Raw genomic sequence first — 12,054 nt, 5'->3', positions numbered from 1 at the left:
ATCAGGAAGCGGGAAAAAGCGGCCGGACGCGCATCGAGCATCACGGCCAGGGCGCGTCAGGCGATCCTCATTGAGGCTCGCAGGTCAGCTTGATACGCAAGCGGATGACGTCGCGTTTGAACTTGGCAGTCATAGGCTTGCTCTGCCCAGGCTCCAGCGTGAGACGGCGGGTGCGTGGCAGTTCCGGACCATTGCGAAACGCAGCACTACACTCTACCGGGCGGTCACCAAGGTTCTGTAGCACCAGGCCCGCCATGTCGCGGTCGATGGTTTCCGGACTGGCCATTACCTCGGTTCCGTTGAGCTCCTGTTCGAGATCCACTGGGTAGCTGACGGCAAGCGCGCTCGGTGGGAACATGGTGGCCGATGCGAGCGCAGCAGCGAGCGCGGCGAAGCAGACTTTATTCATTATTATGCGGGCTCCTCGTGAAAGCGAGCGCCAGCGTACCAGACCGACGCAACAGGAAAACAATGGAATGAAAGTGCCGCGCGTAACCCTCGACCAGTGGCGAACCCTGCAGGCGGTGATCGACCACGGTGGATTCGCCCAGGCAGCGGAGATGCTGCATCGCTCGCAGTCCTCGGTGAGCTATACGGTGGCGCGCATGCAGGAGCAGCTTGGCGTGCCGCTGCTACGCATCGACGGGCGCAAGGCGGTGCTTACCGACGCCGGCGAGGTGTTATTGAGGCGCTCCCGACAATTGCTCAACCAGGCCAGTCAGTTGGAAGACCTGGCCCATCACATGGAACAGGGCTGGGAAGCCGAAGTCCGGCTGGTGGTCGATGCAGCCTACCCCAACGCCAAGCTGATTCGGGCGCTGACCGCCTTCATGCCCCAGAGCCGGGGTTGCCGCGTGCGGCTGCGTGAAGAAGTCTTGTCAGGCGTTGAAGAGGTACTCAAGGACGGCACGGCCGATCTCGCCATCAGCGGTCTGGACATCACCGGCTATCTCGGACAGGAATTGGGTACCGTTGAGTTCGTCGCAGTGGCTCATCCCAACCACCCGCTGCACCAGCTGCAGCGCAAACTTAGCGTGCAGGATCTGCAAAGCCAGATGCAGGTGGTGGTGCGTGACTCAGGCCAGCGACAACCGCGCGACAGCGGTTGGCTTGGTGCGGAACAGCGCTGGACGGTCGGCAGCCTGGCCACGTCGGTCGGCTTCGTCAGCAGCGGCCTGGGCTTTGCGTGGCTGCCTCGCCACATGATCGCTCGCGAATTGGCCGAAGGTGCACTCAAGCCGCTGCCGCTCGTCCAAGGCAGCATCCGCCGGCCGCTGTTTTATCTCTACACTAACCCTGACAGACCGCTCGGCCCGGCCACGCAGATTCTCATCGACCTGATCAGGACGTACGATGCTCAAGCGCAATTGCCCGCTCAGGCTTCGAAATCGACATGACGCACAAGGCCCCAGCTGACGCAGCAAGGCCAGAACAGCGCCAACCAGCCTGCAGCAACGAGCATCCAGTCTTACCCATACCAGGAACAACACCATGAAACGACTTCTACTCGCCGCCTGCTCACTGCTGCTCGTCGGCAACCTCCTTGCTGCTGAAAAACCGCATGTGTTGCTGAACACCAGCATGGGCGAAATCGAGATTGAGCTGGAGGCCGAGAAGGCACCGGTCAGCGTGAAGAATTTCCTAGAATATGTCGAAAGCGGATTCTACGACGGCACGGTTTTTCACCGCGTGATCCCAGGTTTCATGATTCAGGGCGGTGGCTTTAACGAAGGGCTGAACCAGAAGCAGACTCGCGATCCGATCAAGAACGAAGCCGACAACGGCCTGCACAACGTACGTGGCACGCTGGCCATGGCGCGAACCCAGGACGTCAATTCGGCGACCAGCCAGTTCTTTATCAACCACCGCGACAACGATTTTCTGGACAACGGCAGCCGCGATTTCGGCTACGCAGTGTTCGGCAAAGTCGTCAGAGGTATGGACGTGGTCGACCAGATCGCCCAGGTGCCCACGGGCAACCGCAGCATGATGCAGAACGTCCCGCTCACGCCGGTGAAGATCGTCTCGGCAAAGAAACTCTGACCGCTCGCCATCGGTCGACAGTGTGCACGGCGCCGGCCGTGCATATCCTCGCCACGACAGGAGACCCGACATGAGTGAACAGAACGTGCTGAACACCACCGAAGGGGAAGCAAAGCTGCTCCAAGACCTGCTTAGCGCCGAGCGTGCCGGAGCCAAGGTAGCCGGCGAAAGCCTGCAGCAATGCAACGATGCTGCGCAGCAAAAGCTGCTCGAACAGATCCGCCAGGGTGAAGTCGATAGCTGCCGGCTGGTGCTCAATTGCATGAACCACCTGAACATCGAGCCCAACCGTGAGACCGGTGCCTTTTATGAAAAGGCGATGGCCATCGAGTCGCTGGACGAGCGCCTGACGTTCGTCGACCGTGGCCAGCAATGGGTGATCCGCAAGCTGCGCGAGTACTTGCCCGGCTGTACCGATCAGTTCATCCGCACCGAGCTTGAAAAGATGCTGAAAATTCACGAGATCAACAGCCAGGCCGCCTGATGCCTGGCTGACACGCATCTCTGCTGCCGATCAGTCGCGGGCGCCGTCCCAATACCGCTGCCAGCGCGCCACAAGCTTCTTGGGCGCCTCCTGATAGATTTCGTCGCCCAACTTGAGAGCGCCGCTCTGCAGCTCGCTACGGCGCTCAGCAATCGCGGTGCCGAGCCGCTCGCGCAAGACGTCGTCGCCGAACAGCGTAGGCTGAGCCTGGATAAGCTCTGTCATCACCGCCAAGTCATGATCGTCACCGAGCTGATCCGCCAGATCTTTCAGCGAGTCGCTGCGTAGCTTCATCAGCTTCGGCCAGCTCGGAGTAAGCAGCCGCGTCTGGTACCAATGGTCCTTGACCCGCTTGCGCCACTGGTGAAGCTGTTCGTCGCTGAGGTCGTGCCTGACCTTATCCAACTCGGCGCAGCCGTCAGCATAGGTGCGCTTGACGCCACCAGCCAGCAAGTCGAAGCCCTTGGCTTGGAGTGGCCAGCTCTCGACACAGCTGCGCGCGTCCTTTAGTTCATCGATAACCTTGCCAATGCGCGTGTCGAGGTCCGCAGTGCCGCTCTCGGCTTGTTTCGCTCGAGCCTGCAGACGCCGCCGGGCCTGCTTGAAATCCGCCTCGGCAAACAGCTCGGGAAAGCGTTTCGCCAGCGCATCCCAGCTTTCCAGCATGGCCGTGGCATCCCGCGACTCGGCCAAGGCTCGACCAAGGTCACGCAGACGATGGTTCTCGCGCTGAAATTCGTCACCCAGCGGTTTGCGCACCAGGCGTAGGAGCGCGCGCAGCTCTTTGAACCGTTTGCGCGCCTGGTGCACACCCTCGGCACGCTCCTCGGGCGGAACGCTCAGTGCCTCGATGGCATTGTCGATGCCCTGCCGGGCGACCTTTCGCACCTCAGCGGCAGGGTCTTGCGGACGCAGTTTGTAACCCATGACAGCTCCCGTTCGGGCCCGCTGCCACGCTCGCACAGCTGGCAGGACGGGCTGTTTAGCCGTAGCGCTTGCGCGCCTCGATGGCCAGGCCGCTACCGATACTGCCGAAGCGATTACCTTCGACGTGACGTGCCCGTGGCAGCAAGGTGGCGATGCTCTGGCGCAGCGCCGGGATTGCACTGGAACCGCCGGTGAAGAAGACCGTGTCGATATCTTCGTGCTTGAGCCCGGCACTTAGTAGCAATTGACTGACGTTCGCGCGGATTCGTTCGAGCAACGGCTCAATAGCCGTTTCGAATACAGGCCGCGTAAGCGTGGCTTCGAGGCCGGTTTCGATGCGTGCAAAGTCGATCAGGTAGCGTTCCTGCTCGGTCAATTCGATCTTGCCCTGCTCGACCTGCATCGCCAGCCAATGGCCCGCACGCTGTTTGATGAGGCTGAACAGCCGGTCGATTCCGGTGGGGTCGACGATGTCGTAGCGCATGCTCTGAAGTGCACGCAGCGAAGCCGGCGCGTAAACCGAGTTGATCGTGTGCCAGGTCGCAAGGTTGAGGTGAGTGCTGGTGGGCATGGGCGCATCGCTTTTCATTCGACTGCCATACCCAAACAGCGGCATCACGCCTTGCAGACTGAGCTGCTTGTCGAAATCGGTACCGCCAATATGCACGCCGGAAGTGGCAAGAATGTCATCCTGACGATTATCGATCTGCCGACGCTCCGGTGCCAGGCGCACCAGTGAGAAGTCCGAGGTTCCGCCGCCAATGTCGACGATCAACACGCGCTCTTCCCGCTCGATCCGCGACTCGTAGTCGAACGCTGCAGCGATGGGCTCGTATTGAAACGAGACATCCTTGAAGCCGATTTTCCTGGCAGCCGCAGCCAGGGTGTCAGCGGCCTCCTTGTCTGCCTGCGGATCGTCGTCGACGAAAAACACCGGGCGGCCCAGCACGACCTCGTCGAACGAGCGCCCGGCCTGCTCTTCAGCGCGCTGCTTGAGCGTGCTCAGGAACAATCCGAGGATGTCCTTGAACGGCATGGCACTACCCAGCACCGTGGTTTCACTTTTCAGCAGCTTGGAGCCCAGCAGGCTCTTGAGCGAGCGCATCAGGCGCCCTTCGTAACCTTCGAGGTACTCGGACAGGGCCAGTCGACCGTATACGGGGCGACGCTCTTCCACGTTGAAGAACACCACCGAAGGCAAGGTCTGCTGATCCTCTTCCAGTGCCAACAGCGGATCGGCGTCGGGGCGCCACCAGCCGACCGTGGAATTGGACGTACCGAAGTCAATGCCGCAGGCGCGGGCGGGGGACGGGTTGTGCATGTGCGGTCCGGACTGCCAAAAACGGCCGCGCAGTTTATTCGAGCCGGGCGGCAAATGCAGGCCAATCGTCGGCCGATCGGTGTCGAGCCATTGCGGCACCCGACGGCGCCGCAATGTCAGCCGTCAGGCCGGCGACGGCTCGCCCGCCGCAGCAGAGTCCGTCATGCCATCCGTCATGCGCTTGGCGTCATCGCAGAAGGTAAGCGAGGCCATGAACAGGAAGACCATCGTCAACAGCAGCGTGGCCGGGATCAGGTACATTGCACCGTGAAGGCCTTCGGCGCGGAAGGCTTCGCTCATCTCGCTGGCTCCGGCAGCAAGCATCGCCGACTCGGCGAAATGATCCGACAGCAGCCCTACCACCACCGTGCCCATGCCACCACCGAGCAGGTAAAGACCGGCAAAGAACAATGCCATGGCGGTTGCACGCAGCCGCGGCTCGACCACGTCCTGAATGGCGGTATAGACGCAGGTGTAGAAGTTATACGAAAACAGCCAGCCGATACTGAAGACCGCAACGAACACGCCCACCTCGATCCGGCCGGCAAGCAGTGCATACCCCGTCAGAGCCGTAGCGATAAGCATGCTCACCGCAGCGAAGATCAGCCGACCGCGAGCGAAGCGCTGATGGATCTTGTCCGCGACCCAACCGCCCAGGGTCAAGCCGATCAGACCGGTCAAACCGACGATGATCCCGGTCGCGATAGACGCCTCAACCAGCGGCACCGCGTGATAGCGCATCAACAAGGGCACCATGAACGCGTTACAGGCATAGGTGGCGAAATTGAAGGCCAGGCCCGCCAGCACCAACCACCAGAAAGTGCGGATCGCGAGAACCTTGCGAATCGGCTGTTCGACACGCGCTTGCGATACCTTCACGGTTTCGGCGGCACCACGCTGGGGTTCCCTGATGAAAAAGATGAACAGCGCCAGTACGAGGCCGGGCACGGCCGCAATGAAGAACGGCGCGCGCCAGCTACCGAAATACTGAACCATCGAGCCGATGGTAAAGAACGCCAGCAGCAACCCAAGTGGCAGGCCGAGCATGAAGATCCCCATGGCCCGCGCCCGCTTGTGAGCCGGGAACAGATCGCCGATCAGCGAGTTGGCCGCCGGTGCGTAGCTGGCCTCACCGATACCGATGCCCATGCGCACCAGCAGAAACGTCCAGAAATTCCAGGCAAGGCCGTTGACGGCGGTCAGCCCGCTCCAGGCAGTCAACCCCCAGCCCATGATCTTGCGCCGCGAGCCGACGTCTGCCATGCGGCCGAGCGGCACCCCAGCGATGGCATAAACGATGGTGAAGGCGGTGCCGATCAGGCCCAGTTGGAAATCATTGAGGTTCCACTCCAGCCGGATTGGTTCGGCGATGATCGCGGGAATGGTGCGATCGAAGAAGTTGAACAGGTTGGCCAGAAACAGCAGGAACAGGACGCGCCAGGCGTTTGCGGCTTGGGTGGATGGCTGCATGACGTCGCTCTCGATTTATTGTTATGCGCGGTCGCGTTCCGACCGTTCTCGACGCTGACTCTAGGGCCCCGGCGTGCGTCTGTCTGTCACCATCACCTTCGCTTATGCCGGACGATGCAAAGGCTCAGCCTGTCGCCATGCGTCCAGCCACCCCAGGCTTGCCAAGGTATCAGGGCCTTCCGGGCGATACTCTGCCGCCAGCCAGCCCGCATACCCTACATTGCATAACGCTTCGAGCAGTGATGCGAAGGCTACCGAGCCAGTGCCGGGCGCGCCGCGACCGGGGCAGTCAGCGAACTGAACGTGCCCGATCCGGGAGCCGAGCAGCGCTATCCCAGCGGCTATATCAAGCTCCTGTCGCGCCATGTGATAGAGATCCAGCTGAGCCTGGCAATTGGGATGGCCGACCCGCTCCAACAGTGCCTGCAGATGCTCTGGGGTGTTGATGAGAAACCCCGGCATGTCCAGAGGATTGATCGCCTCGCACACCACATGCACGCCAAGCAATGCGAACGCCTCAGCACTTTTACGCAGGTTGGCAGCCAGGGTTTCCAAGGCTTGCCCACGTGTGACGCCTGCCGCCAGCCGGCCCGGTAATACGTTGACGCATAGCGGGCGGGCCATGGCCGCATAGGTCAGGCCTTCCTGAAGCGCCGCGTCGAACTCAGCCTGCCGTGACGGCACCGCCGCCAGGCCAGCGCCGCCCTGCATGAAGTCGCCGGCAGGCAGATTGATCAGCACCAACGGCAGGCCGGCGCGCTCCAGCGACTCCTTCAATTGCAACGCTGGCAGCTCGTAGGGAAACTGGATTTCCACACCGTCGAACCCGGCGACGCGAGCCGCCATGATGCGCCCAGCCAAGGGCAACTCGTTGAACAGCATGGACAGATTGGCTGCAATCTTCATAGATCCTGGCCCCGGAACATCCCGACCAGCGTGGAGGGGTCACTTTCCAACTCGCCCCGACCGCCATGCAGCCGCATCAGTTGCGCGGCCAGCCCGGTCATTGGCGTGGCACCACCTGCTTCACGTGACAGCTGCACGGCTGTGTCGAGATCCTTGAGCAAGGTACGCACGCGCCATTTCACCGGCTCGAACTCACTGCTGGCCATTTGCGGGGCCAGGATCTGCAGCGGTTTGGAATCCGCAAAGCCGCCTGCCAATGCCGGTGCGATGAGGCTGGCGTCGACGCCGGAGCGCTCAGCCAAGGCCACCACTTCAGCGATGACCAGCGCGTTGCAGGCAACGATCATCTGGTTACAGGCCTTGGTCACCTGACCGGCGCCAACCTCTCCCATGTGAGTCAAACGCTGGCCCAGATGCGCCAGCACCGGCCGAACCCGCTGAATGTCTTCAGCGCGGCCGCCGGCCATGATCGCCAGCGTTCCCGCCTCGGCGCCAGCCGTGCCGCCGGACACCGGCGCATCGACCCAGCGCATGCCGCTGCGGGATTCAAGTTCTGCGGCCATGGCGCGAGTGGCCGCCGGTTCCAGGCTGGAATGATCGACCAGCAGCTGGCCCGGCTTCGCTCCCTCGATGACGCCACCCGAGCCAAACACCACCTCCCTCACCACTGTGGTGTCTGCAAGGCAGAGCAGGACGATATCGGCGGCGCTGCACAGGTCGGCTGGATGGCTGGCCAGACGCGCTCCGGCGTCGACAAGCGGTGCGCATTTTTCCGGTGAACGGTTCCAGACCGTCAACGGATAGCCAGCGGCGAGCAGCCGACGGCACATCGGCAGGCCCATCAAGCCGATGCCGGCGAAGGCAACGGTTGGCAAATCAGACATGGGGATGGTTCCTCAAGAAGCTGGGGCGAGATTCTATTTCCGAGCTGACGCCAGGGGCCAAGCTTGGTTCAGAGCACATTACCTTGGTCCCAGAGCCGAACCAGCTCGCCGGGTGCCTGCTCTTCAGGCACCTGAAACACCACCTCGTTGTCACGCTCATTTTCACGGTAGCGAAGCTCGATCTGGTAGTAACGTCGATCGCCTTGCCCGACCTGTTCCGTCGCGAGCGATACACAGCCTTCAAGGACGGAGCAGATCTGCCCTCGCTGCTGCTCGTCGCAGCTGGCCAAATCGATCTCGCGAGGTCGAGCAAGCGCCTGTATCGCAGCGAATCCGCCCTGCCTTGAGAGGCGAATGGTCGCTTCCTTGCCCAGCGGTGGTAACTGTTTCATCGCATCTCCTCGTTGGGGCCTGAGGGCACAACGACACCCACATCCGTCCAGGCCTGCCTGACCGACTGTACCTCGTTACCGCTCGCACCAAAGAGGGTCATGGCGTTATCGATCGTCAATCCGGCGAAGGAGACGAAATCCGCATCGTTGGCCAGGCGCTTATCGCAAAGGGTGTCGTACCAGATACGTCCGGCCTTGTCCCAGGCATAGCCGCCCAGCGCCAGGGCGGTGAGGTAGAACGCGCGATTCGGTATGCCCGAATTCAGATGCACGCCGCCGTTGTCGTCACGGGTATCAATGAAGTCGCGCATATGCCCTGGTTGCGGATCTTTACCCAACAGTGGGTCGTCGTAGGCACTGCCGGGATTGGCCATCGAACGTAGGGCCGAGCCGTTCACCTTGTCAGTCAGCAACTCGGCGCCAATCAGCCAGTCGGCCTGTTCAGCCGTCTGCTTGAGGCTGAACTGCCGGACCAACACGCCGAACACGTCGGATATGGATTCGTTCAGGGCGCCGGATTGATTGAAGTACAACAGCCCGCCCTCGCTCTCGATGATGCCGTGGGTCAGCTCATGCGCCACGACATCCAATGACAGCGTAAACCGATTGAAGAGTTCGCCGTCACCGTCGCCAAAGACCATCTGCGCGCCGTTCCAGAATGCGTTCTCGTAGCCGACGCCGTAGTGCACCGTGCCGATCAGCGGAAAGCCATGATTGTCTATGGAGTCCCGCCCGAACACCTGCCAGAAGCACTCATGCGTTTTGCCGATGGCGTCATAGGCTTCATCGACTGCTGCATCGCCGATCGGCGGCTGACCCTCGATTCTTGCCAGCACACCAGGCAAAAGCATTTGTTGCTTCGCGTCGTGAATACTGCGTCGCGGCTCACCTCGCCGGCCTCGCTCCGGCAACACACTAGATACTGGCTGGCGACTGGGCGGCCCGGGATTGGGCAATAGGTTGTGGACGTGCGTCAGGGTTCCGAGCGCTCGTTCACGCTGCCTTTCCGTACCCTTATCGATGATACGGTCAAGTATGTAGGGCGGGATGAAGCTGTGGCGCATGGTCGAGTGGCGCATGGTTCCCCCTTCAGCCTGGACACTAGGAGCATCCATGCAGGTTTGATCCGTTCCAGGCCCAGCGTTGCGCAGGCTGTTTAGATAATGCCTGTTCAGCAGGCTAGAGCAAAAGCGCCGGTCGGCAAGCGGCATTCGAGTTGGATGCTGGGAGGGGGTGGATTCAGCCGATGATCGAGTGGTCGTTGTCGGCAAGCTGTATCTGAGCAGCCTCGCCGTCGCGGCTCAGCGCTTCGATTGCCTGATCGAGCTGCCTGATGCACAGATCGGCTGCCATCTGGCGAAGCGCATCGGGCCACTCGTGGTCGGCAACCGACTCGATCATGTCCAAGAGATCCAGATACCCAACAAGCATGCCCTGCTTCACCCTAAGGGTTTCGCCAGCCGAAACGATCGTGACCGGATCTCGTGCGGTGATATTGGCGCCTGCATCGAGCAGTTCGTCGATGTGTTTGCGCAGGGCGTGAAGCGTGCGTTTGTCTTGCGCCGTCAATTCCATATCAAAATGCCACCATCCATTGAGGCGGCGGATTTTAGTCAAATGTGAAATGGATCACAAAGCTTGCGATCGCCAACCTGTCCGGTCGATGCGGGCATTGCACTCAGGCCGGTGCAGGCTGAACGCGCAGCACCACGTATCAGCGCTGAAAGGTGCCTTGCACCGACGGGCTTTCCTCTTGCTCGCCGGCACCACCGACCTTGCCTGCGTCAAGCTGACCCAGGCAAATCTCGATAGCGACGCTTCGTGAGTCTTGGGAAGGCCAGACATGCCTGGCAATGACAGCCACCAAACTTCGTATGCCCTTTTCACTGAAGAGCTTTCCGTTACGCACAGTCATTGTGCATTCGTGAAAAGCGATGGTGATTGGATCGCGCCCGGTCAGGCTCGCACCGGCGTTGACTAGACAATCGATATGCCGACGCAACCTGTGGTTCGTTCGGCGCTCAGAGGAGATGACGGTCATTTCCGAGCCCAGCGCCCGATAACCGCTAGCTGATTTTTCCGCATTGCGCTTCAAGCCTCGTCTGCCAAGCCATCACCGTCAGGATGATCCCAAGCGCGGCCTCTGGCGCCTCATCTGGTTGAGGGCCGTAAAAGCCAGCAGCTATCCCCCGCACAGGCCCGGCCGCCCATGGTCCGTAGTCGGCTCGATCAGAGCGAAGGGCTTGCCATGGCTGATCAACATGCCGTGATTGACCAGCAGCACCTGACCCCCTTCGACGAGAATCAGCGGGTCCCGTTGGGTAACGACGGCACCGTTAGTCAGCAGCTCGTCGATGTGTTTTCGCAGCGCATGAAGCTTGCGCTTCTCGTCCTTGTACTCAGCCATTCCACAACCCCCGTCCTTGAGGCATCACATACTATTCAAACCTTGGCGAAGCTGGAATGGCTAAATGCCATTATTTAGTCTTAGCCGAGCCTGGTGTGATCTTCAGTTGACTCATGTCATTCACCCTCGCCAATGCTGCACCGGGCGGCGTAGCGACAAGATCAGCGGTCGAGCCGCACGAACGATGCGACGGACTGTGCGGTCACCGCGGCCAGACAGGCAAAGCCATCGCAGCCTGACGCTTGCGCTGACGCAGCCCACTACCCCTATAATCCGCGCGCTTTTTCCGCTATTGAACCGGAGAACCACAATGCTGAAGCGCACCCTGGCAGCCGTTACCGGCCTTGCCCTTTCTTTGTCTATTGCTACCACCCATGCCGCCGATGTGCTTCGCGTATCGGCCATTCCCGACGAAGCCCCGACCGAACTGATCCGCAAGTTCGAACCGCTGGGCAAGTACCTCGAAAAGGAATTGGGCATGCCGGTGAAATTCACTCCGGTTTCCGACTACGCAGCCGTCGTGGAAGCACTGGCGTCCGACCGTCTCGACCTCGCCTGGCTGGGCGGATTTACCTTCGTCCAGACCCGTTTGAAGACCGGTGACGCCATGCCGCTGGTTCAGCGCGAGCAGGACGAGGAATTCACCAGCAAATTCATCACAGCCGATCCAGATGTAAAAACGCTGGAGGATCTCAAGGGCAAGACCTTTGCGTTTGGCTCCGTGTCCTCAACCTCTGGCAGCCTTATGCCGCGCTACTTCATGCTCAAGGACGGCATTGATCCTGAGCAGTTCTTCAAGCGCATCGCCTATTCCGGCGCGCATGACGCTACGGCGGCCTGGGTCCAGGCTGGCAAGGCCGACGGCGGGGTGCTCAATGCATCGGTCTGGGACAAGCTGGTCGCGGCTGGCAAGGTCGACACGGACAAGGTGCGAGTCATCTCCACCACTCCGCCGTACTACGACTACAACTGGACCGTACGCGGCAACCTTGACCCGAAGCTGGCCGAAAATATCAAAACCGCGTTCCTCAAACTCGACCCGAAAAAACCTGAACACAAGAAGATCCTGGACCTCCAGGCCGCAACACGCTTCATTGAAACGCGCCCGGAAAACTACGAGGGTATCGAGGAGGCTGCCCGCGCCGCCGGCCTCTTGAAGTGATCCTGGTACTCGGTCCGCTGCACATCCTGCGGACCGCCCGGAGCGCAGCGAGTGAGTC

At 61.1% G+C, this 12,054-nt stretch carries 15 protein-coding genes; 4 read left to right on the top strand and 11 right to left on the bottom strand.

The features are described 5' to 3' along the window. Positions 1–67 precede the first annotated feature (67 nt). On the bottom strand, positions 68–409 hold the full coding sequence (locus tag JQR87_RS05465) for a 3-phosphoglycerate kinase (protein ID WP_407291832.1): 342 nt from the start codon (positions 407–409) through the stop codon (positions 68–70). 67 nt (positions 410–476) lie between these two features. Here JQR87_RS05465 and JQR87_RS05460 point away from each other — a divergent pair, with 67 nt between their 5' ends. The 3 genes from JQR87_RS05460 (at position 477) to JQR87_RS05450 (ending at position 2,527) form a co-directional block, all read left to right on the top strand. After that, positions 477–1,397: a LysR family transcriptional regulator gene (locus tag JQR87_RS05460; RefSeq protein WP_407291834.1), complete on the top strand. Its 921-nt coding sequence runs from the start codon at positions 477–479 to the stop codon at positions 1,395–1,397. A gap of 94 nt (positions 1,398–1,491) precedes the next feature. After that, a complete protein-coding gene (locus JQR87_RS05455; protein WP_407291836.1) occupies positions 1,492–2,043 on the top strand; it encodes a peptidylprolyl isomerase in 552 nt (183 codons plus the stop codon). A gap of 70 nt (positions 2,044–2,113) precedes the next feature. Then, entirely contained in the window at positions 2,114–2,527 is a 414-nt protein-coding gene (locus JQR87_RS05450; RefSeq protein ID WP_407291837.1) for a DUF6306 domain-containing protein, read from the top strand. A 30-nt stretch (positions 2,528–2,557) separates the two neighbouring features. Here JQR87_RS05450 and JQR87_RS05445 read toward each other — a convergent pair whose 3' ends face one another. From JQR87_RS05445 to JQR87_RS05400, 10 genes are all read right to left on the bottom strand, one after another. Next, positions 2,558–3,454, bottom strand: coding sequence for a CHAD domain-containing protein (locus tag JQR87_RS05445; RefSeq protein WP_407291838.1), 897 nt, complete (start codon positions 3,452–3,454; stop codon positions 2,558–2,560). Between the two features lie 55 nt (positions 3,455–3,509). Beyond that, positions 3,510–4,775 carry an Hsp70 family protein gene (locus tag JQR87_RS05440; protein ID WP_407291841.1) on the bottom strand — a complete coding sequence of 422 codons (1,266 nt, stop codon included), beginning with the start codon at positions 4,773–4,775 and terminating at the stop codon, positions 3,510–3,512. Positions 4,776–4,898: 123 nt separating this feature from the next. Continuing rightward, a complete protein-coding gene (locus JQR87_RS05435) occupies positions 4,899–6,245 on the bottom strand; it encodes a spinster family MFS transporter (RefSeq protein WP_407291842.1) in 1,347 nt (448 codons plus the stop codon). A gap of 102 nt (positions 6,246–6,347) precedes the next feature. Next, positions 6,348–7,151, bottom strand: a complete 804-nt coding sequence (locus JQR87_RS05430) for a hydroxypyruvate isomerase family protein (RefSeq protein ID WP_407291844.1) — start codon at positions 7,149–7,151, stop codon at positions 6,348–6,350. Further along, positions 7,148–8,035, bottom strand: a complete 888-nt coding sequence (locus JQR87_RS05425; protein WP_407291845.1) for an NAD(P)-dependent oxidoreductase — start codon at positions 8,033–8,035, stop codon at positions 7,148–7,150. The genes JQR87_RS05430 and JQR87_RS05425 overlap by 4 nt, the downstream gene beginning before the upstream one ends. A gap of 68 nt (positions 8,036–8,103) precedes the next feature. Next, positions 8,104–8,427, bottom strand: a complete 324-nt coding sequence (locus tag JQR87_RS05420) for a protealysin inhibitor emfourin (RefSeq protein WP_407291846.1) — start codon at positions 8,425–8,427, stop codon at positions 8,104–8,106. Beyond that, on the bottom strand, positions 8,424–9,506 hold the full coding sequence (locus tag JQR87_RS05415) for a M4 family metallopeptidase (protein ID WP_407291848.1): 1,083 nt from the start codon (positions 9,504–9,506) through the stop codon (positions 8,424–8,426). The genes JQR87_RS05420 and JQR87_RS05415 overlap by 4 nt, the downstream gene beginning before the upstream one ends. Before the next feature lie 160 nt (positions 9,507–9,666). Beyond that, positions 9,667–10,002, bottom strand: a complete 336-nt coding sequence (locus tag JQR87_RS05410; protein WP_407291850.1) for a hypothetical protein — start codon at positions 10,000–10,002, stop codon at positions 9,667–9,669. Between the two features lie 139 nt (positions 10,003–10,141). After that, positions 10,142–10,342, bottom strand: coding sequence for a hypothetical protein (locus tag JQR87_RS05405; RefSeq protein ID WP_407291852.1), 201 nt, complete (start codon positions 10,340–10,342; stop codon positions 10,142–10,144). A gap of 267 nt (positions 10,343–10,609) precedes the next feature. Next, a complete protein-coding gene (locus tag JQR87_RS05400) occupies positions 10,610–10,834 on the bottom strand; it encodes a hypothetical protein (protein ID WP_407291854.1) in 225 nt (74 codons plus the stop codon). A gap of 310 nt (positions 10,835–11,144) precedes the next feature. On the opposite strand from JQR87_RS05400, the gene JQR87_RS05395 reads away from it, so the two are divergent. Then, the gene (locus tag JQR87_RS05395) at positions 11,145–11,996 is read left to right on the top strand and encodes a putative selenate ABC transporter substrate-binding protein (protein ID WP_407291857.1); all 852 of its coding nucleotides are present in this window, start codon (positions 11,145–11,147) and stop codon (positions 11,994–11,996) included. Positions 11,997–12,054: the final 58 nt, after the last annotated feature.

The organism is Stutzerimonas stutzeri, assembly GCF_051028275.1.
In the GTDB taxonomy this organism is placed as follows: Bacteria; Pseudomonadota; Gammaproteobacteria; order Pseudomonadales; family Pseudomonadaceae; genus Stutzerimonas; species Stutzerimonas stutzeri_AS.
The sequence above is the reverse complement of the archived record's forward strand: the minus strand, read 5'-3'. Positions and strand labels throughout refer to the sequence as shown.